Origin of the sequence: Thermochromatium tepidum ATCC 43061 (genome assembly GCF_009664085.1) — a bacterium.
Lineage (GTDB): Bacteria > Pseudomonadota > Gammaproteobacteria > Chromatiales > Chromatiaceae > Thermochromatium > Thermochromatium tepidum.
The window spans coordinates 1,836,556-1,863,085 of the sequence record NZ_CP039268.1 but is presented as its reverse complement, the minus strand read 5'-3'; the positions used below and the strand labels follow the sequence as shown (position 1 = coordinate 1,863,085).

The following is a 26,530-nucleotide window of genomic DNA, read 5'->3' as shown; positions in this document are numbered from 1 at the left end:
CAGGAGATGACATCATGTCTTTCAGTATCGGCTTGAGCGGTCTGCGTGCAGCCGCCAAGGATCTTGAGGTTACGGGTAACAATATCGCCAACTCGTCGACCATTGGTTTCAAAAAATCACGTGCCGAGTTTGCCGATATTTATGCGTCATCCTTTGGTACCTGTGTCAATCAAGCAGCCGTGGGTGTCCGTTTGGCAGCCGTCACTCAACAGTTTTCGCAGGGAAGTATTCAGCTGACTGGAAACACACTGGATCTGGCGATCAATGGTGAAGGGTTTTTTGTGTTGCGTAATGAGTCAGGTCAGGATGAAATGGTCTATACGCGCAACGGTACCTTTCAAGTCGATCGTGATGGATATGTCGTCAGCTCTGCTGGGAAACGACTGCAGGTCTATCCGCCTCAGATCCCAAAAAGCAATATCGCTGCGTTCAATTCTGGTCAGCTCGAGGATCTCCAGTTGCCTCTGGACAACATAGCTGCCAAGGCCACTGGGTCTGTCGACATCAATTTTAATCTAAATGCCGACGAGGAAATCATCACTGAAATTGGTGGACCAGAATTTGCTTGGCCAGAAGAACTTCCTAATACGCTTCCAGATCCTGAATCCTATAATTGGTCGACGACCTATCAGGTCTATGATTCGCTGGGTTCTCCGCGTGATGTGACGATGTATTTCGTCAAGACTGGTCCTTTGACCTGGCAGGTTCACGTCGGTATGTATGATGTCAATAATGCAACCCCTCCGAATCCACCCATGATGATCGATGCGACCGGAACCGGAGGACCGATCGAGATCGTGTTCAAGACGGATGGAACCCTGAGCACTGTCAATGGCGCCGAGGTTCCTTCTGCGGATGCCGTTATCCCGATCAGTATGCCGGCATTCGAAGATAATGGGGCCGATGCCCTGGTAGCCTCGATCAAATTGGACAAAGCCACCCAATTTTCCGCTTCGAAAAACTCGGTCATCGATCTAACGCAAGATGGTTATTCATCAGGAACCCTGAGCGGCTTTGATGTCGACACCAGTGGCATCGTGTTTGCGCGTTACTCGAATGGACAATCGCATATTTTGGGTCAAGTGGCGATGGCGAATTTCAAAAATCCCCAAGGTCTGGCCAAGCTTGGCGATAATAACTGGGCACAAAGCTATGGTTCGGGTCAGCCTGTCTATGGGGCAGCAGGTGAGGGGCGACTCGGTTCCATCCAATCTTGCGCACTCGAAAACTCGAATGTCGATCTCACCGAAGAACTGGTCAATATGATCACGGCGCAGCGCAATTACGAAGCGAACGCCAAGACCATCTCGACAGCGGATCAGATGACCCAGACTATCCTCAACCTGCGTTAAACGACGCACCGACCGGAGGCTGATCCATGGACCGTTTTCTCTATCTCGCGATGTCGGGTGCCAAGGAAACGGCCTATGCCCAATCGATCAACAATGCCAACCTGGCCAATGCCAACACCACGGGTTTTCGTCAGGCACTGGCCTATGCCTATACCGCCCCGGTGCGCGGACCGGTCTACGACTCGCGCGATTATGTGCAGGTGGGCAATCAGGTCATCGACTTCTGTCCCGGCACGCTCCAGGCCACGGGACGGGATCTCGACGTCGCCATCCAGGACCAAGGCTTTTTGGTGGTCCAGACCGAGGACGGCGGTGAGGCCTACACCCGGGCCGGTAATCTACATCGCGACGCCGCGGGGGTGCTGCGCGATGCGCGCGGACTGGCGGTGCTCGGCGAGGGTGGTCCGATCACGATCCCGGATTACGAGCGCCTGACCATAGGGGCGGATGGCACCATCACCATCCAGCCGGCGGGGGCCGCGGCCAATGCCTTGGTGGTGGTCGATCGGTTGCGTCTGGTCAATCCGGACACCCAAACCCTGAGACGGGGTGAAGACGGATTGATCCGCTCGCAGGATGGTCAGGCGGCAGTGCCGGATGCCGGGGTGCGGGTCGTGAGTGGGATGCTGGAGACGAGCAACGTCAATACCGTGGCCTGTCTGACGCGCATGATCGAGCTTTCGCGCACCTTCGAAACCCAGATCAAAATGATGGAGACCGCCAACAGCAATGAGAAGACCCACAATCGCCTACTGGCGGTTAGCTGAACCTGGCGGACCCTTTGGGAGTGGATCATGAATCAAGCGCTTTGGATCGCCAAGACCGGACTCGACGCCCAGCAGACGCGCATGTCCGTGGTATCCAACAATCTGGCCAACGTCAATACCACGGGCTTCAAGAAGGGGCGCGCCGTGTTCGAGGACCTGATCTATCACAGCTGCCGCCCGCCGGGCACCCAGACGACCCAGACGACCCAGCTCCCCTCGGGACTGACGGTCGGGACGGGTGTGCGCACCGTGGCGACGCAGAAGCTGTTCGCCCAGGGGAGCTTCGTCGAGACCGGGAATCCGCTGGACCTCGCCATCGAGGGTCAAGGGTTTTTTCAGATCCTGATGCCGAATGGTGAGATCGGCTATACCCGGGATGGTAGTTTTCAGCTCAATGCCAACGGTGAGATCGTCACCTCCAGCGGTTATGCCTTGCAACCCGGTCTCACGGTCCCAGAGAACGCCGAGAGTATCACCATCGGTAAGGATGGCACGGTCTCGGTCAAGCTCCCGGGCGCGACCGAGGCAACCGAATTGGGCCAGATCCAGCTGGCCAATTTCATCAATCCAGCCGGTTTGCAACCGCTCGGCGAGAATCTCTACAAGGAGACGACCGCCTCGGGGGCGCCACAGCAGTCCAATCCAGGCGAGAATGGATTCGGGAGCCTGGTGCAGTGCTCGTTGGAGACCAGCAATGTCAACATGGCCGAGGAGCTGGTCAACATGATCGAGACCCAGCGGGCCTATGAGGTCAATTCAAAGGCCATCGCAGCGGCCGATGGAATGCTCCAGTTCGTCAATAACAATCTGGCACGTTAAATCAGGGTGATTGGTGCGATTTCTGCTTGCTTCGATGACGAATCGACCCTTGACGCCTCGAATCACGATCGCGTCCCAGCATCGATCACATCCGTCGAGTTGAGTCTCTGCGCGATCATGATCAGGTGCCATGGTTCAATCGGGAGTTGCTGAAATATCATGAAGACTTATCCGAAAACCCTGGGCAGTCTGCTGGCCGCCTTCGCACTCTCTGGTTGTGCCACGCTCAATCCGCCCAAGCCAGGTGATTCACCTGAATATCAGCCGATCGCCCCCCTGGAGCCGCGTCCAGCGGCCTTGAACAACGGGGCGATCTTTCAACCGACCTTAGGCTCAAGCCTGTTCGAAGACCACAAGGCCCATCGGGTTGGCGATCTGGTGACCGTGGTGCTGAGCGAAAAGACCGATGCCAAGAAGTCGTCGGCGACCTCGACCGCCAAGGATTCGAGCGCCGAGATGGACTTCGGCAATGTCACGATCGCCGGCAAGACGCTACTTCCGGACGCCCAAGCCCAGTTGCTCGGGCTTAAGAACAAGAATAAGCGCGCCTTCGACGGCTCGGGCAATTCCAGCCAAAGCAATCAATTCACGGGTGAGATTACGGTCACGGTCGCCGAGGTGCTACCCAACGGCAATCTGATCATCCAGGGCGAGAAATGGCTCGGGATCAATCAGGGCAACGAATACATCCGCCTGCGCGGCATCGTACGTCCCAGCGACATCACCCGCGACAACAAGGTCAAATCGACCCAGATCGCCAACGCCCAGATCTATTACGGCGGAACAGGTGTGCTACGCGACAGCAATACGGCAGGCTGGTTGACACGTTTCTTCAACAGCCCGATCTGGCCCATTTGACGAACACAGGGGATCTTCGATGAACAGCCTCCTGACACGCACACGCTCGATACTGTTGATGGCGGGTTGCCTGATCGCCGTGACCGCGCCCCTGGCCGGAAACGAGATCCAGCCACGCGAACTGAGCCAATTCGGCAACTGGAACGCAGGGGGGGTGGAACGCATCAAGGATCTGGCGAGCATCGTCGGCGTGCGCAACAACCAGTTGATCGGCTATGGTCTGGTCGTCGGACTGGACGGCACCGGAGATCAGGCGCCCTTCAGCACCCAGAGTCTCAAGAACATGCTCAACCAACTGGGGGTGACGCTGCCTGAAGGGGTCAATCCCCAGACCAAGAACCTGGCAGCCGTCATGGTGACCACCGATCTGCCTCCCTTCGCCAAACCAGGTCAGCGTTTGGATGTCACCGTCTCTTCGCTGGGCAATGCCAAGAGTCTGCGCGGCGGAACCCTGCTGATGACGCCGCTCAAGGGGGCCGATGGCCAGATCTATGCCATCGCCCAGGGCAATCTCACGGTCGGTGGCTTTGGGGCCGGTGGTGCCGACGGCAGCCGGATCACGGTGAATGTGCCGAGTGTGGGGCGGGTCCCGAATGGTGCCACGGTCGAGCGCGAGGTGCCGACCAGTTTCAATCAGGGCAGCTATCTCACGCTCAGCCTGCACCAGCCGGACTTCACCACTGCCTACCGCATGGCCGATGTCATCAACGCCAGCTTTGGCGAGGAACTCGCCCAGGCGCTTGATGGTTCCTCGGTCCAGGTGCGCGCGCCCAGCAATCCCAATCAACGCGTGACCTTCGTCTCCATGCTCGAGAACCTCACACTCGAGGCCGCCGAGCCGCCGGCACGGGTCGTGATCAACGCCCGGACCGGGACCGTGGTCATGGGGGCCGGGGTGACCGTGCGTCCAGCGGCCGTCACGCACGGCAACCTCACGGTCGCGATCGGCGAGAACCCAGCCGTCTCGCAACCGAACGCCCTGGCACAGGGACAGACGGCGGTCGTGCCGCAGAGCACTGTCGAGGTCAAACAGGACCAAAACCGCATGTTCCTCTTTGACCCAGGCACCGCGCTCGGCGACATCGTCGATGCGATCAACGAGGTCGGGGCGGCGCCCGGCGATCTGGTTGCCATCCTGGAGGCCCTACGCGAGGCCGGCGCACTACGTGCCGAGCTGGTCGTGATCTGAGACGGATATGCTCCCGACAGTCGCCTCATCACTGGGTTTGGCCACGAGTCAGTTGCCGATGGGCGGCTTGGTCGCGGACCCGAACACCTATCAGGGACTCTCGCGTCTGGTGCGTGACGGCGGCGCCGAGGGGTTGGAGGCCGCCGCGCGCGCCTTCGAGTCGCTGCTGATCGGGCAGATGCTCAAGCAGATGCGCTCGACCACCCTCGGTGGGGGGCTCTTCGACTCGAGCCAGACCCAGATCTATCAGGATCTCTACGATCAGCAGATCGCCACCGCCCTGAGCGAGGGTGAGGGCTTGGGTCTTCGCAAGGCGCTGTTGCGTCAGCTGGCGCCCGAATTGAGCGAGGAAGGGCGTGCCGAGCGCGATCCGGCCAGGCTGATGGTCCCGGAGCGTAACCCCCTGCTCAAGAGCTTCAAGCGACGCCAGGTCGAGGCAGCGATCGAAGAGACCGAGACCAAGTCGGTGGAGACGGCGGCAAGTCCATCCGAAACACCAGCCGGCACCACAATGACCACTGACCTGACGACCACGGAAGCCGGCGCCGGCCGTTCGGCCCCGCCCGTCAACAGCGGGGGGCGTTGGCCGCCGCGCAACGCCGATGAGTTCGTTGCCTATCTCAAGCCCTATGCCGAACAGGCCGCTGAGATCCTGGGCATGGACACCAGTGTCCTCTTGGCCCAGAGTGCGCTGGAGACCGGCTGGGGCCGGAACATCCCGCGCCGTGCCAATGGAGAGAGCAGCTTTAACCTCTTCGGCATCAAGGCCGATCGCAGCTGGCAGGGAGAGAGCGTCAGCGTGGGCACGCTCGAATATCGCAACGGTGTGGCGCAGCGCGAGCAAGCCAGGTTTCGCGCCTACGAGACCCCGGCCGACTCTTTCGTTGACTATGTTGCCTTCCTCAAGCGGAATCCGCGCTACGGCGAGGCGCTCAAGAGTCGCACCGGCGAAGAGTTCATCCGCGGACTGCAAAGGGCCGGTTATGCCACGGATCCGCGCTATGCCAGCAAGATCCTGGGTATTCGCGACCGCGTGCTTGCGATCATTGCAGCCATCGAGGCGCAAACCCAGAATGCGACTCAAGTTTCCGCCGCCCAGGCCGATACCCCTACCAAGGGTTGAGTCTGGTATTCCAACCAGTCATGGCCGAATCAAAACCACGGCGGGGTCATCATGAATCAACGACGAATGGGGTGAAGCCATGAGCGTCTTGGGAACCGGTCTCACCGGTCTGTTGGCGTTCCAGCGCGCCCTGGCGACGACCAGCCACAACATCGCCAATGCCGCCACCGAGGGTTACAGCCGCCAGCGGGTCGAATTCGCGACCAACAACCCGCAGCGGTTGGGGCCTGGCTATGTGGGGCAGGGCGTCCAGATCACAGGTATTCGACGGCTCCAGGACGATTGGCTCGAGGCCCAGCTGCGCACCAGCCTGAGCAGCAACGCCAATGCCACCACACGTGCCGACTTTGCCGAACGCATCGACAACCTTTTGGCCGATCAGAACACTGGGCTCGCGCCGACGCTTGAGAACTTCTTCGCCTCTGTGCAGGACGTGGCCAGTGACCCGACCGGGCTTCCGGCGCGCATGGTCATGCTCAATGAGGCCGCAACCTTGGAAGGACGCTTCGAGTCGATCAACGAGCGTCTGGCCGAACAGCGACGTCTGCTCAATGGACAGATCGGAACCGCCATCGAAGAGATCAACCAATACGCCAAATCCATCGCCGATCTCAATAAACAGATCGCAGCGCGATCCACGGCCGGATCTCCGCCCAATGACCTGCTCGACCGGCGCGACACCATCCTGGGCAAGCTGGCCGAAAAGGTCGATCTCTCGGTCAGCGCGCAAGACGATGGTTCCGTGAGTGTCTTTATCGGCAATGGACAGGCATTGGTGCTTGGTGCCAATGCCAGCGCGCTGACCTTCTCGAATCTGTCCGGCGATCCCGTCAACTGGGATGTCGGTCTGAGGACGACCACGAGCAGCAACACTCAGCCGATCAATATCAGCCGTTTCTTGACGGGCGGCGAGGTTGGCGGTCTGCTGGAGACGCGCACCAAGCTGCTCGACAAGGCGCAGAACGAGCTGGGGCTGACCGCGCTGAACCTGGCAACCCGCTTCAACGAACAGAACCGGCTCGGTCTGGATCTGAACGGCGAACTGGGCACCGATATCTTCGAGCTACCGAAGGTCGTGGTCAGATCGGTCATCGGCAATAGCGTCGATGCCATGCCGGGCGTGACGATCGGGGATGTCAGCCAGCTGACCCCCAGCGACTATCGTCTGCGACAGACAGAGAACGGATTCCAGCTGATACGCTTGCCCGAGAACACGACCGTGCCCTACGAGCTGGATGCCAACGACCCGAGCGTCCTGATTGCCGATGGTCTGCGCATCGATACCAAGGATATCGACGCGGCGGTCACAGGCGATGCCTGGCTGATCCAGCCGACGCGTTTCGCGGCCACCCACCTGAAGATGGCCATGATAGATCCGGCCAAGCTCGCCGCGAGCTCGGGTGCCCTGGCCGAGTCGCGCAACACGGGCGATGCCAGACCCGTCGCCCTGCGCATGAGCGAGACGGATCCGGCCACGCCTGAGACCTATCTGCCCGCCGCCGTGGTCGGCAATGCGACGGGAGACGGCTTTGTTCTGCTGACGCCGCGCTATGGCACGGAGGCCGGTTCCGCCAAGGTCGAATCATTCCGCGTGCTCGACACCAAGAACGCCGATCTGTCCACGCCCGTGTCTGTGACCTTCGACGCGGTCAAGAACCAGTTCGTGGTGGGCGAGGAGCGTTTCGCGCTCGACCCGACCGGGACCACCACCATCCGCGCCAACGGCTGGGAGTTGAAGATCCAGGGCAAGCCCAGCAATGGCACGGGCACGGTGGTCGATATCCAGGTCGATGACTTTCCGGTCGCGATGACCACGCCGCCCGTGACCACCATCACAGGTCCAGGATGGGAGATGGACATCCGCGGCACACCGGCGACGGGCGATCTGTTCACGGTCGAACTGAGCAAGGACCGACCGGGTGACAACCGCAACATGCTGGTGATGGCCGGCATCCAGGGCGAGCGCCTCATCCAGGGGCGCACCACCCTCCAGGGCGGCTACGACACCCTGCTTGCCGATGTCGGCACCCAGACGCGCCGCGCCCAGATCAGTCGTGATGCGAGCGCCGCCCTGCTGGAGTCGGCACAACAGCAACGCGAGGCGCTCTCGGGGGTCAATCTCGATGAAGAGGCGGCGAACATGCTGCGCTTCCAGCAGGCCTACCAGGCCGCCGCCCAGATAATCGCGACCTCTAATACCATGTTCGATACCCTGCTCAATGCGGTGCGTCGCTGAGGCACGCGCCCGGAGGATATGGGTCGATGCGAGTCTCAACCAATCAGATCTTCCAGTCGGGCCTCTCGGCCATGCAGAGCGCGCAGTCGAAGTTCAACAAGACCGGACTGCAATTGGCCACGGGCCGGCGCATCCTGACCCCAGCCGATGATCCGGGTGGCGCGACCCAGGCTGTGCAATTCAAGGCAGCCATCAAGAACACCGAGCAGTATCAGCGCAATGCCGACTATGCCAAGCCCAGGCTCGAATACGAAGAGGCGCAGTTGGTCGCGGTGACCAATCTCTTGCAGCGCGCGCGCGAACTCGTGGTCGCGAGCAACAACGACACCTACAACCCGGAAAACCGCAAGATCATCGCCAGCGAGATCCGTCAGCTCCGCTCCGACATCCTGGGGCTGGCCAACAGTCGGGAGGCCAATGGCGAATATCTGTTCGCAGGCACGCGCTCACAGCATCAACCCTTTGTCGTCGGCGACGACGGTCGCGTGACCTATGTCGGTGCCGAGGGGCCAGGGGCCGTCCGTGAGGTCGACATCAGCAGCAACCGGCGCATCGCCACTGGAGACACGGGTGCCCATGTCTTCATGAATATCCCGGAGCGCAGCGGCTTGTTGACCGAGGCGGTGCTGGCACCAGGCAATAGTCTCAATGGCGTGGTTGGGGTGGATCTCAAGACCGAAGTCGCCGATCTGCAGCAGTCCCTAAACAGTGCCGGAAAGACCTTTCGCATCCGCTTCGAAGACGACGGCAATGGAAATCTGGTGTACAAGGTGCTTGATCCCGATGGAAACGCGGTCAAGGACCAAAACGGCGCGCTGATCGGCGGTCCCTATGTGGCCAACCAGCCGATCGAGTTTGCCGGGCGGCGCGTTACCCTGACGCTTCCCAACACTGTACCTGCGACCCTGCCCAGTCCTAACGATGAGATCCTCTCGCGCCCAATCACCCAGGTCGATCTCTTCAAGACGCTCGACGACATCGCCAGGGTCCTTGAGATGCCGGCCACCCAAGACACCACCCGCGAGACACTGTCACGCGCCACCAGCATGGCCTTGCGTAACCTCGATGCTGGGCTGGGGCGGCTCAACGAGGTCCGCACCTCAGTCGGTCTGCGGCTGAGCGTGATCGATACCCAGACCGAGCTCAACGACGAACGCCTCGTGGATCTCAATAGCACGCTCTCAGACATCCAGGATCTCGACTACGCCGAGGCCATCAGCCGTTTCCAGCTCCAGCAGACCGTCCTGCAGGCCGCCCGGCAGACCTATGCCCAGACCAGCCGGCTGTCGCTGTTTGATTTTCTCTGAAATCGCCCTCGCGAGTGCCACTCATCGATATCCAGAGAAGATCTGGTCAATGTCCGAACCCCTCAGCCATGTTCACGCCGTCATCGCCGGTGTGGGTTTCCCGTCTGACCTGCCTCGGGCATGCGTTTAGGTCGCGCCGGCGCGCGTCGCGACCGTAATTCGATCTGCCGCCACTTAACCAAGTCCGGCATCCGACACGGCGCGGGCGCGCCGGCGGTTTTTTGCCAGCCCTTTGATATTTAGGTCTTCGCGCCTGATGACCCGATCGGTGCGGGTCAGCCGCTCCAACCGTTCATGGAGGACGACCCGACGTCGGTTCTTGATCCGCTGATCCAGCCGGGCCACCCTGAGCTTGGCCTTGGCTCGGCGTCGGCTGACCTGTCTGGGGTTCTGTCCGACCGCCAAGGGCCTTATACTGCGCCACCGACAAGACAATACCTTCTTGGATTCGAGACGAGGAGCAGCATGCACAACGGTACCAGCCTCACCCAGTTCATCATCGAGGAGCAGCGCCATATCGCCGGGGCCACCGGTGACTTTACCTCGTTGCTCAACGACATCGTCACGGCCTGCAAGGTCATCAGCCACCTGGTCAACCACGGCGCCCTAGTCGGCGCCCTGGGCAGCGCCGGCACCGAGAACGTCCAGGGTGAGACGCAAAAGAAGCTCGATGTCCTCTCCAACGAGGTCTTCATCAAGTCCAACGAATGGGCCGGGCACCTGGCGGCCATGGCCTCGGAGGAGATGGACGCGATCTATCCCATCCCGGCCAAATATCCGCGTGGCAAGTATCTGCTGACCTTCGACCCGCTCGACGGCTCCTCCAATATCGACGTCAATGTCTCGGTCGGGACCATCTTCTCGATCCTGCGCTGTCCGGGCGGCGGTTCTGAGCCGACCGAGCGTGACTTCCTTCAGGCCGGCACCCAGCAGGTCGCCGCCGGCTATGCGCTCTACGGTCCCTCGACCATGCTGGTCCTGACTACAGGCAATGGGGTCAATGGCTTCACGCTCGATCAGAACATCGGCGAGTTCATCCTCACCCATCCCAGGATGCAGATTCCGGCCGATACCAGCGAGTTTGCGATCAATATGTCCAACATGCGCTTCTGGGAGCCGCCGGTGCGCCGCTATATCCAGGAGTGTCTGGACGGAAAGGAGGGGCCGCGCGGCAAGGACTTCAACATGCGCTGGATCGCCTCCATGGTCGCCGAGGTGCATCGCATCCTGACCCGCGGTGGGGTCTTCATGTATCCAATGGACTCGAAGATGCAGGCCAAGGGTCAGGGCGGAAAGCTCCGTCTGCTCTACGAGGCCAACCCCATGTCATTCATCGTCGAGCAGGCCGGCGGGGGGGCGATCACCGGTCGCGAGCGCATCCTGGATCTACAGCCCGAGTCGCTGCACCAGCGTGTGCCCGTGATCCTCGGCTCCAAAAACGAGGTCGAGCGGATCCTGAGCTACCATCAGGCCTAGGGAAGCGCCGAATGACTCCTTGGATGTGGCCACCCGCCACCTGGAAGCCAACCATGATCGACGAACTGCGCCGCGCGCCCCTGTTTTCGCGTCTCGAGCCGAACCAGCTCGAGCGGGTCGTGCGGCATGCAAGCCGCTTCAGGTTGAGCGCCGAGCAACTGCTCTTCAGCCAGGGCGATCCGGCCACGCGCTTCTATCTCCTGCTCTCGGGCCAGATGCGGTTGTTTCGACTCTCGCCCGAGGGCGCGGAGAAGGTCATCGAGATCGTCAACCCAGGCCAGACCTTCGCCGAGGCGCTGATGTTCCTCAATGCGCCCCGCTATCCGGTCGGCGCGGCTGCACTCGCCGACTCCGAGCTGATCGCCATCGACTCGTCTGACTTCGCCGCCATGCTGCGCGAGTCGGTCGCGACCTGCTTCGTGCTGCTCGGTGCGCTGAGTCAGCGTCTGCGCGCGCTCATCGGCGAGATCGACGACCTGACGCTGCACACCGCGACCAGTCGCGTCGCCCGCTATCTCGCCTCGCACCTGCCGCCGGGCGCGCGGTCGCTCGAACTCGACGTACGCAAAGCGGTGCTGGCCTCGCGGTTGTCGGTTCAACCCGAGACCTTTTCGCGCGTCATCAAGTCACTCACCGAGCAGGGTGTCATCCGGATGGAGGGGGCCCTGGTGCGTGTGCTCGATCCGCATGCACTGCTGGAGATCGCCGAATTGACCGACCTGCTCGACGCCGACGACGCCGGCTCGCTCGGCACCCGAGGGCAGCGCCCTTAGAATTTCGCTCAGGCATGAGGCAATCCTTGACCTGGTGTCCCTGATCTCAGGTAACACCCTGGCCGACGATCAGACCGCCCTCGTCGCTTGGATTCACTAAAGACTCCTACCATATCCGGACCTGGCGGCGGGTGAACCCCCTGGCCGACCTTCAACCATCAAGCGCTGAATCACGAGGGGATAGCCGATGAGCACTGAGCCAATCACCGTCTTCGAGGGCCGAGAGATCGATGTCAGCTGGGATAGCCGACTCTGTATCCATCTCGGCGAGTGCGGCAAGGCCGAGGGCGAGCTGTTCGTCGCCGGGCGCGAGCCCTGGTGCCAGCCCGACGCGGTGTCGCGCGCCGAGGTGCGCGAGGTGGTCGAGCGCTGTCCGACCGGCGCCCTGAGTTATCGCGACAAGATCGGCACACCCGAACCTGCCCCTGCCGAGAATCGCTGCCTGGTTGCCAACAATGGTCCGCTCTATCTCACGGGCGATCTGGAGATCGAGGGTGCGCCGGAAGATATGCCAGGCGTGCGCCGGCGGGTTGCGCTCTGTCGCTGCGGGGCCTCGAAGAACAAGCCGTTCTGCGACAACAGCCATGTCGAGGTGCGGTTTGAGGACGGCGGTGCTGTCGGCTCACGCGGCCCCGGACTGAGCGAGCGCGGCGGCCCGCTGAGGGTGCGGGTGATGCCAAACGGCCCGCTCAAGCTCGAGGGGAACCTGACCATCCTTGCCGGTTCTGGACGTCCGGCCTGGGAGGGGACGCAGACTGCGCTCTGTCGCTGCGGGGCGTCGAAGAACACACCCTTCTGTGACGGCAGCCATCGCACGCTGGGATTCAAGTCAGACTGAACGGGAGCAGCCGTGCCGTTCGACCGGCGCACGCCACGGCATCGAAATCGGCGCCGAGCCGCTCAGCCTGCCATCATGGCCGCGAGCTGCTCGGCGCGGTATTCAGCCAGCAGGGGCTCTATGACCTGATCGAGCTGTCCGCTCATCACCTCGTCGAGCTTGTAGAGCGTGAGGTTGATGCGATGATCGGTCAGCCGGTTCTGCGGGAAGTTGTAGGTGCGGATACGCTCGGAACGATCTCCGCTGCCGACCTGGAGCCGACGCGACTCGGATTGCTCGCTGGCCTGCGTCTCGCGCGCACTGGCGAGCAGCTTGGCATGCAGCAGGGCCATGGCCTTGGCGCGGTTTTTGTGTTGCGAGCGTTCTTCCTGACACTCGACCACGATGCCGGACGGCAGATGGGTGATCCGGATCGCCGAATCCGTCTTGTTGACATGTTGACCGCCGGCACCTGAGGAGCGATAGGTATCGATGCGCAGATCATTGGGGTTGATCGCGATGGCGTCGATCGCCTCGACCTCGGGCAGCACGGCGACGGTACAGGCTGAGGTGTGGATGCGACCTTGCGACTCGGTTTCGGGCACACGCTGGACGCGATGCGCGCCAGGCTCGAACTTCAGACGCGAATAGACGCCGTTGCCGCTGATCCGGATCACGACCTCTTTGTAGCCGCCCAGCTCACCCTCGCTGGCCGAGACCTGTTCGGTGCGCCAGCCGACGAGCTCCGCATAGCGCATGTACATGCGCATCAGGTCGCCGGCGAACAGCGCCGCCTCGGCCCCGCCGGTTCCGGCACGGATCTCGAGAAAGACATTGCAGTGATCATTGGGATCCGGCGGGATCAGGAGTGTCTGCAACTCGGGTTCGAGCGCGTCCAGGCGTTTGCGCGCAGCCTCGATCTCATCCTGGGCGAGCCCGGCCATCTCAGGATCGGTCAGCAACTCCTCGGCGGCGGCCAGTTCACGCTCGGCGTCGCGATAGCGCTGGTAGCATGCCATCAGCGGTTGAATCTGGGCGTACTCGCGACTGAGATCGCGAAAGCGCCCCTGGTCGGACTGGATTTCAGGCTCGGCCAGGAGCGCCATGACTTCGCCGAAGCGCTCGGCGACGCGCTCCAGCTTGGCGCGAATCGAAGGGGTCATGCCTTAGACTGTGTCCGATCGGGTGTCAGCTGGAACAGTTCGTTGGCCGCCTCCAGGAGGACCGCGTCGCCATCGCGCGCGGCCTGACGCAGACGCGAACTTGGGGCGTGCAGCAGCTTGTTGGTGAGCGTGTGGGCGAGGAAGTTGAGCACCTCGAGCGGCGGTTTGCCGGCTTCCAGTTGGCGACGCGCACGGGCCAGGACCTCGTCGCGCAGCTCCTCGGAACGCTGACGGTAGTCCTGGATCAGGCCGGCGGCATCCAGCGAGCGCAGCCAGGCCATGAACTCGCCGGCGTGGAAGTCGATGATCTCCTCGGCCTGCGCGGCGGCGGCCTGACGCGAGCGCAGACTTTCGTCGATGACACCCTTCAGATCGTCGACCGTATAGAGATAGACGTCGGCGAGTTCCCCGACCTCGGGCTCGATGTCGCGCGGCACCGCGATATCGACCATGAAGATTGGTCGATGCTTGCGCTTTTTGAGCGCGCGCTCGACCGTGCCCTTGCCGAGTACCGGCAGTGGGCTGGCGGTGGAGGCGATGACGATGTCGGCCTCGGACAGATGGTTGGCGATCTCGGTCAGCGAGATGGCGAAGCCCTCGAACTGGGCCGCGAGATCGTGGGCGCGCTCGACGGTGCGGTTGGCAACGATGATGCGCCCGATGCCATTGTGGTGTAGATGGCGCGCGGCTAGCTCGATGGTCTCGCCGGCGCCGATCAGGAGCGCGGTCTGCTTGGAGAGGTCCGAGAAGATCTGGCGCGCCAGGCTGACGGCAGCGAAGGCCACCGACACTGGGTTGGAACCGATCGCGGTCTCGGTGCGCACCGTCTTGGCGACCGAAAAGGTATGCTGGAACAGCCGGCCCAGCAGTTTGCCGGTGGCCGAGCAGTTACAGGCGGTCTGATAGGCGGTCTTGACCTGGCCGAGGATCTGTGGCTCACCGAGCACCAGCGAGTCCAGCCCGCAGGAGACGCGCAGCAGATGGACGACGGCATCGCGGTCGGCATAGGCATAGAGGAAGGGGTCGACCCGTTCGTGCTCGACGCCATGAAACCCGCTCAGCCAGCGCCTTAGGGCTTCCTCGGCACCATCCTGGACGGCGCAATAGACCTCGGTGCGGTTACAGGTCGAGAGGATGACCCCCTCGAGGACACTGGTGCACCCGATCAAATCACGCAACGCAGCCGCGATGATGTCCGGGCCAAAGGCCAGTCGCTCACGGATGTCGACCGGGGCGGTCTTGTGGTTGAGTCCGAGGACAAGCAGCTTCATATTGGAAATCGTGTCGCTACTAATTGGGAGGGTGAGATGCGGCGCAATATTACCAATTTTTTTGTCGAAATGATGTCGCGTGGAGCGCTTCAGTCCGCGCTGGCCACGTGGCTATACTCGACATCCGCGCGACCTCGGGTTTGCGCCTCACACCCGCCTTCATCCGAAGAGATGTCTTAAACATGTCCGTTCAGCGTCTTGTGTTCGCTCCAGTCGTTCTTGGGCTGGTCCTAGGGTTCCAGGTGGACGCCCTCCCAGCCCTCACCGAGATGCCCGCGTCCGTCGCCGAGAGTCCGCCGGTCGTGAGCAAACAGACCGTGCCCAAGCCTATCCCAGGGCTCAACCCTGATCAGGTCTATCACATCTTGGTCGCCGAGGTCGCGGGACGACAGGGGGACATGCGTCTGGCCTCTACCCATTATCTCAAGGCTGCCGAGTTGACCCGGGCGCCCGAGCTGGCCGAACTGGCGGTGCGCGCAGCCATTGGCGCCGAGGACGATGCAGTTGCCGACGAGGCCATGGTGCTGTGGCTCACCCTTGCGCCCACTGCGCCGGATGCCCATCAGGTGGCGGCCTTCCTGCGCCTCAAGGCGGGGGATCGTGAGGGGGCCCTGATCCATCTCCAGCGCCTGGTCGAGCTGTCTGGGCAGGGCGGTGAGGCGGCCTTTGCCAAGGCGGCGGCGATCCTGGCGCGGCTGCCGACGCCGCAAGAGCGCCTCGCGATGATGGAGGCACTGATCGAGCGTTTCCCCGAGCGCGCGGACGCCCATCAGGCCCTGGCTATGCTTGCGGCCGGACTCTCGCACCCCGAGGTCGCCGAGCGCGCGGCGCGCCGCGCCATGGCGCTGCGTCCGGACTGGGACGAGCCGCGGTTGTTGTTGGTGCGTCTGCTGCTCTCGGACGACAAGCGCGCCGAGGCGCGCGCCTTGCTGGAGTCATTCGTCGAGGCCAATCCCGGTGCCCGGTCGCTCAAGATGCTCTATGGCCAACTGCTGGTCGACGAGCGCGAGTTCTCGAGCGCACGCCAGGTCTTCGAGTCGATGCTTCGCGAATACCCCAAGGATCCCGACATCCTCTTTGCCGTTGGCATCCTCTCGCTCCAATTGGAAGACCTGGCCGGTGCCCGGCTCCATTTCGGGCGACTTTACGAGACCGGACAGCGCCAGGACGAGGCCGCCTTCTATCTTGGCCAGACCGCCGAGCGTGCCGAGGATATCGCGACCGCGCTCGACTGGTATGCCAGGGTCGGCGGGGCGCACGCCGACGACGCGCGTGTGCGTCTGGCCTTTCTACGCGCCAAGCGCGGCGAGGTGAGCCAGGCGCGCGAGATCCTGCAACAGATGCGTGACCAGTCATCGGACAACGCGCTGGCGTTGTTCATGGTCGAGGCCGAGATCCTTGAGGAGGTGGGGCGTTCGGAAGAGGCGCGGGCGGTCTATGACGAGGCGCTCGCGGTCTTTCCAGAAAACGATTCCCTGCTCTATGCACGCGGTCTTCACGCCATGAAGCACGGCTGGATCGAACTCGGCGAGCGCGATCTGCGCCAGATCATCGCGTCGGACCCAGAGCATGCCGATGCCCTAAACGCCCTCGGTTACACCCTGGCCGACCAGACTGATCGTTTCGAGGAGGCGCTCGCACTCATCGAGCGCGCCCACGCACTCAAGCCCGATGAACCGGCGATCCTCGACAGCCTAGGTTGGGTCTATTATCGTCTCGGCGATCTAGAGCGGGCGCTGGAGTACCTCCAGCAGGCCAATGCGCTGCTTCAAGACGGTGAGATCGCCGCCCATCTGGGTGAGGTACTCTGGGCGCTGGGTCGGCACGCTGAGGCCTGGGCGGTCTGGGACAAGGCCGTCGCCGCTGATCCGGACCATGTCTATCTGCAAGCGGTCGTCAGTCGTCATCGGCTCTCGCGCGGTGTGCCTGAAAACCGGGACGCCACGTCGAATTGAGGGGTTGCAAATCTGAATGCCTGAAAAGACCGACATGATCGATCGCGATCCCGCGCACGCCTGGCCGGCCCCGGCCAAACTCAACCTGATGCTGCGTATCCTCGGGCGTCGACCCGACGGCTATCACGAACTTCAGACCGTTTTCCAGTTCATCGAGCAGGGTGACCGGCTATGGTTCGACCTGCGTGAGGACGGCGTCGTGCGTCGGGTCGATGCGCTCGCGGGCGTGGCTGAGGGTGACGATCTGACAGTACGGGCGGCACGCGCGCTCCAACGCGCCACCGGCTGTCGGCTTGGGGTCGATATCCGTTGTGAGAAAAACCTGCCGATGGGCGGTGGACTGGGCGGCGGCAGCTCGGATGCCGCCACCACCCTGGTCGCCCTGAATCGACTCTGGGGCACCGGGCTCGACGACGCGGCGCTGTCGGCCATCGCGCTGCCGCTCGGTGCCGATGTGCCCGTCTTCGTGCGCGGGCGTGCCGCCTGGGGCGAGGGGGTTGGCGAGCGGCTGGAGCCGGTCGAGCTGCCTGAGCCCTGGTATCTGGTGTTGGTGCCACCCTGTTCGGTGTCGACGCGCGCTGTTTTTTCTCATCCAGAATTGACACGCGATTCGCGACCCATCACACTAGATGACTTTCTGAGCGGGGATGTCACGAACGACTGTCTGCCGGTTGTCCGGCGTGACTATCCCGAAGTCGAATCGGCGCTCGATTGGCTCTCCGCTTGGGGTGGTGGTCGACTGACAGGCACGGGGGCCTGCGTTTTTGCCGTCTTCGACGAGGAGGCGCGTGCCAGGGAAGCGCTGAGTCGAGCACCGGCGCAGATGCGCGGCTTTGTAACACGGGGGCTTAACCGCTCCCCGTTACTCGATCGTTTGGATCAAGCCTGAAGCCTCTAAGCGCCAACGCCATTGTTCTTGGGGTGTCGCCAAGCGGTAAGGCACCGGGTTTTGATCCCGGCATTCCCAGGTTCGAATCCTGGCACCCCAGCCATTTTCCAGTTTTTCTCGCATTCGCGCAGACAGGAATCCACCCGTGCCTGCAAGCCAACTCATGGTCTTCTCCGGGAACGCCAACCCGGCGTTGGCGGCCGAAATTGTCTCCCATCTTAGTCTTCCGCTCGGCAAGGCCGTCGTCGGTCAGTTCAGCGACGGCGAGGTCATGGCCGAGATCCAGGAGAATGTCCGCGGACGCGATGTCTTCGTGGTCCAGCCGACCTGTGCACCGCCCAACGACAATCTGATGGAACTGCTGGTGATGATCGACGCCCTGCGTTGGGCCTCGGCCAAGCGTATCACCGCGGTCGTGCCCTATTTTGGCTATGCGCGTCAGGATCGGCGTCCGCGTTCGGCGCGCGTTCCCATCACGGCGCGCCTGGTCGCCAAGATGATCAGCAAATCAGGCGCCGATCGCGTGTTGACGGTCGATCTCCATGCCGATCAGATCCAGGGGTTTTTCGATATCCCAGTCGACAATGTCTATGCCTCGCCGATCCTGCTCGGCGATATCTGGCGTCAGAAATACGAAGATCTCATGGTGGTCTCGCCCGACGTCGGCGGCGTAGTGCGCGCGCGCGCCCTGGCCAAGCGGCTCGACGACGCCGGCCTGGCGATCATTGACAAACGCCGTCCGCGCGCCAACGAGGCCCAGGTGATGAACATCATCGGCGACGTTGAGGGGCGTTCCTGCGTGTTGATCGACGACCTGGTCGACACCGCCGGCACCCTCTGCCGCGCCGCCGAGGCGCTCAAGGCGCATGGAGCGCGTAAGGTGGTGGCCTACTGCACCCATCCGGTGCTCTCGGGGCCGGCGGTCGATAACATTTCGAATTCGATGCTCGACGAACTGGTCGTCACCAATACCATCCCATTGAGCGAGGCGGCGCGAGCCTGTGGCAAGATCCGCCAGCTGAGCATCGGCGAGCTGCTGGCCGAGACCATGCGCCGGGTCTCAAACGAGGAGTCGGTCAGTTCGCTGTTCGTCGACTGAGTCAATACCTCTATTTGCGGGCCGTCCAGGCGCGCACTCCAAAGGCGCCGGGATCCTGGTCGCGGGATTCCGGCGCATTCGTTTATCACGATCCAATCGAGTGGAGAACGCCAATGAGCGTGAGTTTTGAAATCAATGCACAGCCGCGTACCGACACTGGGACGGGTGCGAGCCGCCGCCTGCGTCGGCAAGGGCTGGTTCCAGCCATCGTCTATGGCGCACACCAGGATCCGCAGATGATCGCGCTGTCCCATAATGAGCTCTTGAGGCACCTGGAGCATGAGTCCTTCTACTCGCACGTGCTCGACCTCAAGATTGGCGACCAGGTCAACAAGGTGGTCCTCAAGGACATGCAGCGCCATCCGGCCCGGCCCTTCATCCTGCACCTCGACTTCATGCGCGTCTCGCAGGACGAGAAGATCAGGATGACGGTTCCTCTACACTTCGTGAACGAAGACAGGTGTAAGGGCGTCAAGCGGGGCGGCGTAGTCTCTCATACCATCACCGAAATCGAGATCGTCTGTCTCCCCAAGGATCTGCCCGAGTTCATCGCCGTCGACATGACCGAGATGGAACTCGGCTCGATCTTGCATCTGTCCGAGCTCAGGCTGCCCGAGGGCGTGGCCTTGGCGCATGCGCCCGATCCGGACAAGCCTGTGGTCGTGATCCACGGTGCGCACGGCGACAGCGAGGAGGCCGAATCGGCCTGATTGGGCCGTGTTCCCCCTCGGCGAGCCAATTCATTCAGCTTGGCGTTGGTTCTCGGTGTGTCCGCGGGGGCCGACGCTTGATGCGAGCAACCATGTCGGATGCCGGTATTCAACTGATCGTGGGGCTGGGCAATCCGGGCACCCAATACGAGGCGACGCGCCACAACGTCGGCTTTTGGTGGGTTGAGGCCATTGCGCTCGCCCAAGGCGAGTCCTTCCGTGCCGAACCGAGGTTTCTCGGTGAGCTGGCGCGCGTGTGCGTCGCCGGTCGTGATGTGCGTCTGCTCAAGCCATCCACCTATATGAATCGCAGTGGTCAGTCGGTCGTGGCAGTGGCGCATTATTTCGACATCCCCCCGGAGCGGATCCTGATCGCGCACGACGAACTCGATCTGCCGGTCGGCGTGACGCGCCTCAAGCAGGGCGGGGGACACGCGGGTCACAATGGTCTGCGTGACAGCATCTCGGCGCTCGGCTCACGCGAGTTCTGGCGTCTGCGCATCGGCATCGCCCATCCGGGCGACCGTAGCCTGGTCACGGGTTATGTCCTGGGCTGTCCCTCCCGCGACGATGAGCAGCGTATTCGCCAGTCGCTCGAGGAGGCCGAACATCGGCTCCCCGAGCTCATCGAGGGGCAATTTCAGCAGGCGATGAATCGACTGCATCGTCAGGGCTGATCGATCTGTGCCAAGCGGATAGCACGGGCGAGACAAAGGCTAGCGCAAATGTTGTTTGTGGCCCGGCAACTGGGGGTTACGCGCCCTGGAGGTTGGCATATAGCGGATCTCGACGGGGCGCAGGTCGGCCTGAGGCGGCATGTCGCGCAGATCGGTGCCGACGAGCGAATCGGCGCTGATGGTCCCCAGGATCGCGCCGGTTTCGCGATGTTTGATCTCGACCATGTTCCTCGTGTGCTCCACTGGATGAACGGTTTTGATTGGCTGAAACATACATGGCGATTAGTCTCAATGAGCTTGGCACCAAGCTCAAGGCCGAATTGGCGCCTGTCTATCTGATCTGCGGCGATGAGCCCTATCAGTTTGGCGAGGCGGCGCGTCTGGTGCGCGAGGCGGCGCGCCGGGCCGGGTTCGACGAACGTGAGATCCTCGACGCCGAGGGGGCATTCCAATGGGGCGCACTCGCGGCGGCCGCAGAGGCGATGTCGCTGTTCTCGTCGCGGCGTCTGATCGAGTTGCGGGTGGCTGCCGGCAAGATCGGCAAGGAGGGCAGCGAGGCGATCCGCGTCTATTGCGAGCGTCCCTGTCCGGACACCCTGTTGTTGATCCTGGCCCCCGGAATGGACCGTAAGGAGTTGCAGTCGGCCTGGGCCAAGCGGATCGCGTCGATCGGTGCCGTGATCCAGGTCTGGCCAATGAAGGAACGCGAGCTGGAAGGCTGGCTGGAGCAACGGTTGTGCGCGGTCGGTTTGCAGCCAGGGCCGGGCGTGGCCGCCTTGCTCGCCGAGCGCTCCGAGGGCAATCTGCTGGCGGCGGTCCAGGAGGTCGAGAAACTGCGTCTGCTGCACGATCCCGGACCGCTCGAACTCGACGACCTGCTCGGCAATCTGGCCGACAGCGCGCGGTTCGATCTCTTTGCGTTGACCGATGCGGCACTAAAGGGCGATCGGGCACGGGTGCAGCGTGTGCTGACCGTACTCCGGGCCGAAGGGACCGCCGATGTGCTGGTGCTCTGGGTGCTGGCGCGCGAGCTGCGGATGCTGGCCGAGGCAGCGGATGCCGTCGCCCGCCGTACTTCGCTTGAGGCGATCTATGCCAAGCATCGCGTGCCCCGGATGCGGCAGGAGACGATCGAGCGTGCCTTAAGGCGTCTCTCGACGGGGCAGCTGCGCGAACTTCTATGGCAGTGTGCCGGCGTCGATCGTGCCATCAAGGGCGTCGATCCGGGCGATCCTTGGCATCGGCTCGCGCGCATCGCCGATGGTCTGAGCGGCGGGCCGCTCTCCGGATTCGGATCCCCATGACGCTATCTCGCCGCCACACTTGGATCCTCAGCCTGGCCGCCATTTCGATGACCAGCGTAATACCAGCGGTTACGTCCGCCTTGCTTCGCGCGATACATGTTGCGTCCCGTGTGAGCATGTGCCGCGAAGGAACTATCCTGTGTCCCTCGCCCGTGGCACGTCGCTGAGTTTGAGCGCCGCCCGGCACGTCCATACTGCACGAGAGGGTCTCGGGAAACACTTAATCAATCCCATCTCCCCGAATCGCGTCTCGCCAGCGCCGACTTTTGGGCTCGGGTCTGGCCGCTGTCTTCGGGCTCCGTGGTTCCTGCACTGACAGCCCCGCCGCGCTCCGAGCTGCCGCCGTCTTCCCGCCTCGCGGGCGCGGGCCGTGTCGCGCTCTTCAAACGCCGTTTCTCCCTTGCCTTCCGGGCGTGGGCTCGCAGGCTCGCGCTCTTGCGAGCCTCATCGTCTAACATTGCGCTCCAGGGGGACGCACCGCAAGCGGCTCGCGCCCCTGAGCTTCGACGTTGGGCATCTACCTCGCTTCACCGCCCTCACCAATAGGAGAAGGCAATGGCTGTGGCCTCCCGAACCGGCGCATGACGAAACCAATAGGCGGAACTTGATGGCACGAAACAAGAAAACCGAATCCAAGCGCCCGATCGAATCCTACGAGCATCGGGACAAAGAGCGCGTCAACAACCCGCCCGTGGGGCTGGTCACGCCCCAGACCGACCCCGACGCCGGGCAGAAGAAGACCTACGCCTACGACCCGCACCTCGACCCGCAACTGGTGTGGGCCGGCAAGGCCGAGCACACCTCGTTCGAGGTGCCGACGGTCTCCCTGCACGTCCACGAGCGCATTGACCCGCGCACCATCATCGAGGCCGTGCGGAAGAAGAACGGCGGCGGCCCTCAGCAGATGACGCTCTTCGACACCGAGCGTGCCGAGCCGCTGCGTCACGCCGTCGAGTTCTACCAGCACGCCCACGGCTGGAGCAACCGGCTGGTGGCGGGGGACAGCCTGCTGGTGATGAACTCGCTCCTGGAAAAAGAGGGCCTGGCGGGGAAGGTGCAGATGATCTACATCGACCCGCCCTATGGCATCAAATACGGCTCCAACTTCCAGCCTTTTGTGAACAAGCGCGACGTCAAGGACGGCAAGGACGAGGACTTGACCAGCGAGCCGGAGCAGATCCGCGCCTTTCGCGACACCTGGGAGCTGGGCATCCATTCGTATCTCACGTATCTCCGCGACCGGCTGCTTTTGGCTAGAGAGTTGTTAGCGGAGAGTGGCTCGTGTTTTGTGCAGATCAGCGATGAGAATGTGCACCACGTGCGGGAGTTGATGGATGAGGTGTTTGGGGCGGGGAATTTTGTGAGTCAAATCGCGTTTCGCACCACGGCGGCACGAGCGGGGGGGCTGCTGGACAACATCTCCGACTATGCTCTCTGGTATGCAAAAGATAAGTCGCGAGCGAAGTACCGGCAATTATTCGTGCATCGGCCCCTTGAAACAGAGAGTAACTACGACTGGATTGAGTCCGAGGGTGCGTGCCGCCAGTTGACTGAGGTGGAGCGTTGGACGCCGGAAGAGAAGCTACAGGGCAAGAAGTACGCTCTCGCTGACCTTACCTCACAAGGCTACACGGAAAGCGGCGCTTTCCAGTTTGAATACGGCGGACAGACTTTTGCGCCAAATGCAGGCCGCCACTGGTCAACAACCGAAAGCGGCATGAAAAACCTTGCCGCAGCTGGCCGATTGCAGATCAAGGGTCAGAACGTTTTTTATCGACGTTTTCTGGTCGACTACCTAGTACGCGCAATCCCGAATTCCTGGGATGATACTGCGGCGGGTGGATTTCTCAAGGGCGAGAGCAAAATTTATGTGGTTCAGACAAATACGCTTGTCATCCAGCGCTGCCTCCTGATGACCACCGACCCGGGCGACCTGGTCTTCGACCCGACGTGTGTGCGGAAAGGGACGCGGGTGTGGTGTGTGGAGGACGGGGGAGGCTGCCCCCCTATGGTCCCCCCGCACGCGGGGGGACGCCCATGCCCCTGCCCGGAGTGGAGCCCCTGCCCGGATGGTCCCCCCGCACGCGGGGGGACGCCCCCTCCCCGTTTACGGGGAGGGCTGGGGAGGGGCTACCCTGCTCCCCATCGAATCCATCCAACCCGGCGACTGGGTTCTGGGGCATGACGGGCAATCGCATCGCGTCGTGCGCGTGATCCGCCGGCCATACCGCGGCACGATGATCGGCATCCGCCACGAAAAAACCGACTCAACGCTCTGGCTCTCTGCTGACCACAAGGTGCTCGCCAAACGCCGCCCGCGCTCACTGGGAGGGCACAACGACTGGTCGGGCATTCCCCAGGGGGTGCGCGGGCGAAGCAGGACGCTGCGGCGTGAAATGACCCCGCCGGAGCGTAAGCTGTGGACGGCCCTGCGCAACGACCAAACCGGTTTCACCTTCCGACGCCAGCATCCCATCGGTCAGTACATAGCGGACTTTTACAGCCGCGACGCCCAACTTGTCGTCGAGGTGGACGGCGCGCCGGCCCACAGCAGCGAAGAGGCGCTGGCTCACGATCAGGCCCGCGATGCCTATCTCCGCGGGCTGGGCCTGGAGGTGCTGCGAATCCCGGCCAGGGAGGTCCTGTCCAATCTGGAGGGCGTTTACGAAACCATTCGACACACCTGCCACCTTCAGCTCAGCGTCGAGAGGGCCGAGTGGGTGGAAGCGCAGGACCTGGCTGTGGGTGATTGGGTCTTCTTTGGTCCGCAACGGGTCGCAGCGCGCATCGCTGAACTCCACACTCAAGAAACCGAAGAGGAGTTGTATGACCTGGAAGTAGAAGACGCGCACTCCTTCATCACGGAGCTGTGCGTTGTGCACAATTGCGGCAGCGGCACCACCGCCTTTGTTGCCGAGCAGTGGGGCCGGCGCTGGATCACCTGCGACACCTCGCGCGTGGCCTTGACGCTCGCCCGCAAGCGCCAGGAGGAAATAGACGCCGCCATCGCCCGCCATGCCGACCAGGAGACGCTCTACGACCAGCCCTTTGTGGATCGCAAGAAAGTGCGCGTCACCGGCCCATTTACCGTCGAGGCGGTGCCTGCGCCGGTGGTCAAGTCGGTGGACGAAATTCTCGAGCCGAGGCCCGAACCGGCAAATGCCTCGATTGCCCGCTCTGGTGAGACGCTGCGCCAGACCGAATGGCGCGACGAGCTATTGCGTACCGGCATCCGTGGCAAAAACGGGCAATCCATCCGCTTCGCCCGGCTGGAACCGCTGCCCGGCTGTCGCTACCTGCACGCCGACGGCGAAGTAGTGGATAGTGCACAGGGAATAGTGGATAGCGAAAGAAAGCTGGACGCCAAAAAACGATCCACTGACCACTATCCACTAGCCACTAACCGCGTCGTCGTCTCCTTCGGCCCGGAACATGGGCCCCTGGAGCAGCGGCAGGTCGAGCATGCCTGGCAAGAGGCGCGGATGCTCGTCCCGCGGCCAAAACTGCTGATCTTTGCCGCCTTCCAGTTCGACCCCGAAGCGGCCAAGGACATTGACGAGATGAAGCCTGAGCTGGCCGGCATGCAGTTCCTCAAGGTTCAAATGAACGCCGATCTCCTAACCGACGACCTCAAAAAGAAGCGCGCCAGCAACGAATCCTTCTGGCTCATCGGGCAGCCGGATGTGGAGCTGCGCCAAGCCGAAGATGGCCGGTTCGTGGTCGAAGTGCATGGCTTTGATTACTACAACACCAAGACCGGCGCCATCGAATCGGGCGGCGCAGACAAGATCGCCGTCTGGCTGCTCGACACCGACTACGACGGCCGCAGCCTCTACCCGCGTCAGGTCTTCTTTCCGATGGCAGGCGAAAAAGACGGCTGGGCGAAGCTGGCAAAGAACCTCAAGGCCGAGATCGACGAGGACCTGATAGAGGCTTACCGGGGCACGGTCTCGTTGCCCTTCGCACCGGGCGAGCACAAGCGCATTGCCGTCAAGATCGTGGATGACCGGGGCATCGAGAGCCTGAAGGTCATGGAGGTGGAAGCATGACCGCGCGCATCACCATCCCTTATGAAGCCATCGGCGAGTTTTGCAGGAAGTGGTGCATCGTTGAATTTGCGCTCTTTGGATCCGTGCTGCGCGAGGACTTCGGACCAGACAGCGATGTCGATGTATTAGTTGACTTCGCGCCAGAGGCTGGGCGCACGCTTTTTGATCTCGTCCGCATGGAGGACGAGCTGCGTGTCCTGTTTGGCCGTGAAGTCGATTTAGTGACCAAAAGGTCCATTCAAACCAGCCGAAATTACTTGCGCCGCAAGGCCATCCTCGACGCTGCGGAGGTGGTGTATGCGGCCTGACGACATCCTGCTCCTGGACATGTTGCTGGCTGCTCGGGATGGCGTGGCATTTATAGGAAATTGCACACGAGAGGAATTTGAGCACAACCGCATGCAACAGTTGGCCTTGCTCAAGGTCATTGAGATCATAGGCGAGGCGGCTTCGCGCGTCTCGCAGGCGTTTCGAGACGCCCATCCAGAACTGCCATGGCGTGAGATGATCGGCATGCGACACCGGCTGGTCCATGGCTACTTTGAGATTGATTTGGACGTTGTGTGGAAGGTGGCGTGGGAAGAGCTTCCGCCGCTGATCGCTAAGCTCGAAGCACTGGTTCCCCTGGAGGAGTAATGCCCCGCACCACCATCGACCGCCTCATCATCAATTCGCCCTTTGATGAGCCGAAGAAGC

General features: G+C 62.4%; 25 protein-coding genes and 1 tRNA gene. 22 read left to right on the top strand and 4 right to left on the bottom strand.

Features of this window, described 5'->3' with window-relative positions:
* Positions 1 to 14 precede the first annotated feature (14 nt).
* The 8 genes from flgE to flgL all read left to right on the top strand — a co-directional run bounded on the left by flgE (position 15) and on the right by flgL (position 9,651).
* Positions 15 to 1,352 carry a flagellar hook protein FlgE gene (flgE, locus tag E6P07_RS08425; RefSeq protein WP_153975193.1) on the top strand — a complete coding sequence of 446 codons (1,338 nt, stop codon included), beginning with the start codon at positions 15 to 17 and terminating at the stop codon, positions 1,350 to 1,352.
* Positions 1,353 to 1,378: 26 nt separating this feature from the next.
* The gene (gene flgF / locus E6P07_RS08420; RefSeq protein ID WP_153975192.1) at positions 1,379 to 2,119 is read left to right on the top strand and encodes a flagellar basal-body rod protein FlgF; all 741 of its coding nucleotides are present in this window, start codon (positions 1,379 to 1,381) and stop codon (positions 2,117 to 2,119) included.
* Positions 2,120 to 2,146: 27 nt separating this feature from the next.
* Complete coding sequence (gene flgG, locus E6P07_RS08415) at positions 2,147 to 2,938, top strand: flagellar basal-body rod protein FlgG (protein WP_153975191.1); 792 nt, start codon at positions 2,147 to 2,149, stop codon at positions 2,936 to 2,938.
* Positions 2,939 to 3,097: 159 nt separating this feature from the next.
* A complete protein-coding gene (gene flgH, locus E6P07_RS08410) occupies positions 3,098 to 3,796 on the top strand; it encodes a flagellar basal body L-ring protein FlgH (RefSeq protein ID WP_153975190.1) in 699 nt (232 codons plus the stop codon).
* Between the two features lie 58 nt (positions 3,797 to 3,854).
* Positions 3,855 to 4,985 carry a flagellar basal body P-ring protein FlgI gene (locus tag E6P07_RS08405; RefSeq protein ID WP_425505163.1) on the top strand — a complete coding sequence of 377 codons (1,131 nt, stop codon included), beginning with the start codon at positions 3,855 to 3,857 and terminating at the stop codon, positions 4,983 to 4,985.
* 7 nt (positions 4,986 to 4,992) lie between these two features.
* Entirely contained in the window at positions 4,993 to 6,108 is a 1,116-nt protein-coding gene (flgJ, locus tag E6P07_RS08400; RefSeq protein WP_246172793.1) for a flagellar assembly peptidoglycan hydrolase FlgJ, read from the top strand.
* Positions 6,109 to 6,187: 79 nt separating this feature from the next.
* Positions 6,188 to 8,344 (top strand): flagellar hook-associated protein FlgK, encoded by a 2,157-nt coding sequence (gene flgK / locus E6P07_RS08395; protein ID WP_153975188.1) that lies wholly within the window; start codon positions 6,188 to 6,190, stop codon positions 8,342 to 8,344.
* A 26-nt stretch (positions 8,345 to 8,370) separates the two neighbouring features.
* Complete coding sequence (gene flgL / locus E6P07_RS08390) at positions 8,371 to 9,651, top strand: flagellar hook-associated protein FlgL (protein ID WP_153975187.1); 1,281 nt, start codon at positions 8,371 to 8,373, stop codon at positions 9,649 to 9,651.
* 174 nt (positions 9,652 to 9,825) lie between these two features.
* Here the strand turns inward: flgL and E6P07_RS08385 are convergent, their stop codons facing one another.
* On the bottom strand, positions 9,826 to 10,056 hold the full coding sequence (locus tag E6P07_RS08385; RefSeq protein WP_153975186.1) for a hypothetical protein: 231 nt from the start codon (positions 10,054 to 10,056) through the stop codon (positions 9,826 to 9,828).
* A 60-nt stretch (positions 10,057 to 10,116) separates the two neighbouring features.
* Here E6P07_RS08385 and E6P07_RS08380 point away from each other — a divergent pair, with 60 nt between their 5' ends.
* The 3 genes from E6P07_RS08380 (at position 10,117) to E6P07_RS08370 (ending at position 12,738) form a co-directional block, all read left to right on the top strand.
* Positions 10,117 to 11,127, top strand: a complete 1,011-nt coding sequence (locus E6P07_RS08380; protein ID WP_153975185.1) for a class 1 fructose-bisphosphatase — start codon at positions 10,117 to 10,119, stop codon at positions 11,125 to 11,127.
* Between the two features lie 53 nt (positions 11,128 to 11,180).
* The gene (locus E6P07_RS08375; RefSeq protein WP_153975184.1) at positions 11,181 to 11,900 is read left to right on the top strand and encodes a Crp/Fnr family transcriptional regulator; all 720 of its coding nucleotides are present in this window, start codon (positions 11,181 to 11,183) and stop codon (positions 11,898 to 11,900) included.
* A gap of 187 nt (positions 11,901 to 12,087) precedes the next feature.
* Complete coding sequence (locus tag E6P07_RS08370; protein WP_153975183.1) at positions 12,088 to 12,738, top strand: CDGSH iron-sulfur domain-containing protein; 651 nt, start codon at positions 12,088 to 12,090, stop codon at positions 12,736 to 12,738.
* A gap of 62 nt (positions 12,739 to 12,800) precedes the next feature.
* Here the strand turns inward: E6P07_RS08370 and prfA are convergent, their stop codons facing one another.
* Positions 12,801 to 13,880, bottom strand: coding sequence for a peptide chain release factor 1 (gene prfA, locus E6P07_RS08365; protein WP_153975182.1), 1,080 nt, complete (start codon positions 13,878 to 13,880; stop codon positions 12,801 to 12,803).
* Entirely contained in the window at positions 13,877 to 15,151 is a 1,275-nt protein-coding gene (gene hemA / locus E6P07_RS08360; RefSeq protein WP_153975181.1) for a glutamyl-tRNA reductase, read from the bottom strand. Before hemA ends, prfA begins: the two co-directional genes overlap by 4 nt.
* Before the next feature lie 182 nt (positions 15,152 to 15,333).
* On the opposite strand from hemA, the gene E6P07_RS08355 reads away from it, so the two are divergent.
* The 6 genes from E6P07_RS08355 (at position 15,334) to pth (ending at position 20,481) form a co-directional block, all read left to right on the top strand.
* Complete coding sequence (locus tag E6P07_RS08355; RefSeq protein WP_153975180.1) at positions 15,334 to 17,106, top strand: tetratricopeptide repeat protein; 1,773 nt, start codon at positions 15,334 to 15,336, stop codon at positions 17,104 to 17,106.
* A gap of 16 nt (positions 17,107 to 17,122) precedes the next feature.
* Complete coding sequence (gene ispE / locus E6P07_RS08350; RefSeq protein WP_246172792.1) at positions 17,123 to 17,995, top strand: 4-(cytidine 5'-diphospho)-2-C-methyl-D-erythritol kinase; 873 nt, start codon at positions 17,123 to 17,125, stop codon at positions 17,993 to 17,995.
* Between the two features lie 28 nt (positions 17,996 to 18,023).
* Positions 18,024 to 18,098: transfer RNA gene (locus tag E6P07_RS08345), tRNA-Gln, on the top strand.
* 42 nt (positions 18,099 to 18,140) lie between these two features.
* Positions 18,141 to 19,094, top strand: coding sequence for a ribose-phosphate diphosphokinase (locus E6P07_RS08340; RefSeq protein WP_153975179.1), 954 nt, complete (start codon positions 18,141 to 18,143; stop codon positions 19,092 to 19,094).
* 113 nt (positions 19,095 to 19,207) lie between these two features.
* The gene (locus tag E6P07_RS08335) at positions 19,208 to 19,804 is read left to right on the top strand and encodes a 50S ribosomal protein L25/general stress protein Ctc (protein WP_153975178.1); all 597 of its coding nucleotides are present in this window, start codon (positions 19,208 to 19,210) and stop codon (positions 19,802 to 19,804) included.
* Positions 19,805 to 19,896: 92 nt separating this feature from the next.
* Positions 19,897 to 20,481, top strand: a complete 585-nt coding sequence (gene pth / locus E6P07_RS08330; RefSeq protein WP_153976182.1) for an aminoacyl-tRNA hydrolase — start codon at positions 19,897 to 19,899, stop codon at positions 20,479 to 20,481.
* A 39-nt stretch (positions 20,482 to 20,520) separates the two neighbouring features.
* On the opposite strand, the gene E6P07_RS13740 is transcribed toward pth, so the two are convergent.
* A complete protein-coding gene (locus E6P07_RS13740; protein WP_211363092.1) occupies positions 20,521 to 20,706 on the bottom strand; it encodes a hypothetical protein in 186 nt (61 codons plus the stop codon).
* A gap of 50 nt (positions 20,707 to 20,756) precedes the next feature.
* Between E6P07_RS13740 and holA the strand changes: the two genes are divergently transcribed.
* The 5 genes from holA to E6P07_RS08300 all read left to right on the top strand — a co-directional run bounded on the left by holA (position 20,757) and on the right by E6P07_RS08300 (position 26,470).
* The gene (gene holA, locus E6P07_RS08320) at positions 20,757 to 21,785 is read left to right on the top strand and encodes a DNA polymerase III subunit delta (protein WP_153975177.1); all 1,029 of its coding nucleotides are present in this window, start codon (positions 20,757 to 20,759) and stop codon (positions 21,783 to 21,785) included.
* A 607-nt stretch (positions 21,786 to 22,392) separates the two neighbouring features.
* Positions 22,393 to 23,970: a DNA methyltransferase gene (locus E6P07_RS08315; protein WP_211363091.1), complete on the top strand. Its 1,578-nt coding sequence runs from the start codon at positions 22,393 to 22,395 to the stop codon at positions 23,968 to 23,970.
* A gap of 19 nt (positions 23,971 to 23,989) precedes the next feature.
* Entirely contained in the window at positions 23,990 to 25,834 is a 1,845-nt protein-coding gene (locus E6P07_RS08310; protein WP_162008620.1) for a DUF559 domain-containing protein, read from the top strand.
* Positions 25,831 to 26,142 (top strand): nucleotidyltransferase family protein, encoded by a 312-nt coding sequence (locus tag E6P07_RS08305; protein WP_153975175.1) that lies wholly within the window; start codon positions 25,831 to 25,833, stop codon positions 26,140 to 26,142. The genes E6P07_RS08310 and E6P07_RS08305 overlap by 4 nt, the downstream gene beginning before the upstream one ends.
* On the top strand, positions 26,132 to 26,470 hold the full coding sequence (locus tag E6P07_RS08300; RefSeq protein WP_170286793.1) for a HepT-like ribonuclease domain-containing protein: 339 nt from the start codon (positions 26,132 to 26,134) through the stop codon (positions 26,468 to 26,470). Before E6P07_RS08305 ends, E6P07_RS08300 begins: the two co-directional genes overlap by 11 nt.
* The last annotated feature ends 60 nt before the right edge of the window (positions 26,471 to 26,530 follow it).

Excerpts from the sequence above, each read along its gene's own strand:
- flgE (WP_153975193.1), top strand. The coding sequence starts at position 15 with ATGTCTTTCAGTATCGGCTTGAGCGGTCTGCGTGCAGCCGCCAAGGAT.
- flgF (WP_153975192.1), top strand. The coding sequence starts at position 1,379 with ATGGACCGTTTTCTCTATCTCGCGATGTCGGGTGCCAAGGAAACGGCC.
- flgG (WP_153975191.1), top strand. The coding sequence starts at position 2,147 with ATGAATCAAGCGCTTTGGATCGCCAAGACCGGACTCGACGCCCAGCAG.
- flgH (WP_153975190.1), top strand. The coding sequence starts at position 3,098 with ATGAAGACTTATCCGAAAACCCTGGGCAGTCTGCTGGCCGCCTTCGCA.
- E6P07_RS08405 (WP_425505163.1), top strand. The coding sequence starts at position 3,855 with ATGGCGGGTTGCCTGATCGCCGTGACCGCGCCCCTGGCCGGAAACGAG.
- flgJ (WP_246172793.1), top strand. The coding sequence starts at position 4,993 with ATGCTCCCGACAGTCGCCTCATCACTGGGTTTGGCCACGAGTCAGTTG.
- flgK (WP_153975188.1), top strand. The coding sequence starts at position 6,188 with ATGAGCGTCTTGGGAACCGGTCTCACCGGTCTGTTGGCGTTCCAGCGC.
- flgL (WP_153975187.1), top strand. The coding sequence starts at position 8,371 with ATGCGAGTCTCAACCAATCAGATCTTCCAGTCGGGCCTCTCGGCCATG.
- E6P07_RS08380 (WP_153975185.1), top strand. The coding sequence starts at position 10,117 with ATGCACAACGGTACCAGCCTCACCCAGTTCATCATCGAGGAGCAGCGC.
- E6P07_RS08375 (WP_153975184.1), top strand. The coding sequence starts at position 11,181 with ATGATCGACGAACTGCGCCGCGCGCCCCTGTTTTCGCGTCTCGAGCCG.
- E6P07_RS08370 (WP_153975183.1), top strand. The coding sequence starts at position 12,088 with ATGAGCACTGAGCCAATCACCGTCTTCGAGGGCCGAGAGATCGATGTC.
- prfA (WP_153975182.1), bottom strand. The coding sequence starts at position 13,880 with ATGACCCCTTCGATTCGCGCCAAGCTGGAGCGCGTCGCCGAGCGCTTC.
- hemA (WP_153975181.1), bottom strand. The coding sequence starts at position 15,151 with ATGAAGCTGCTTGTCCTCGGACTCAACCACAAGACCGCCCCGGTCGAC.
- E6P07_RS08355 (WP_153975180.1), top strand. The coding sequence starts at position 15,334 with ATGTCCGTTCAGCGTCTTGTGTTCGCTCCAGTCGTTCTTGGGCTGGTC.
- ispE (WP_246172792.1), top strand. The coding sequence starts at position 17,123 with ATGCCTGAAAAGACCGACATGATCGATCGCGATCCCGCGCACGCCTGG.
- E6P07_RS08335 (WP_153975178.1), top strand. The coding sequence starts at position 19,208 with ATGAGCGTGAGTTTTGAAATCAATGCACAGCCGCGTACCGACACTGGG.
- pth (WP_153976182.1), top strand. The coding sequence starts at position 19,897 with ATGTCGGATGCCGGTATTCAACTGATCGTGGGGCTGGGCAATCCGGGC.
- E6P07_RS13740 (WP_211363092.1), bottom strand. The coding sequence starts at position 20,706 with ATGGTCGAGATCAAACATCGCGAAACCGGCGCGATCCTGGGGACCATC.
- holA (WP_153975177.1), top strand. The coding sequence starts at position 20,757 with ATGGCGATTAGTCTCAATGAGCTTGGCACCAAGCTCAAGGCCGAATTG.
- E6P07_RS08315 (WP_211363091.1), top strand. The coding sequence starts at position 22,393 with ATGGCACGAAACAAGAAAACCGAATCCAAGCGCCCGATCGAATCCTAC.
- E6P07_RS08305 (WP_153975175.1), top strand. The coding sequence starts at position 25,831 with ATGACCGCGCGCATCACCATCCCTTATGAAGCCATCGGCGAGTTTTGC.
- E6P07_RS08300 (WP_170286793.1), top strand. The coding sequence starts at position 26,132 with ATGCGGCCTGACGACATCCTGCTCCTGGACATGTTGCTGGCTGCTCGG.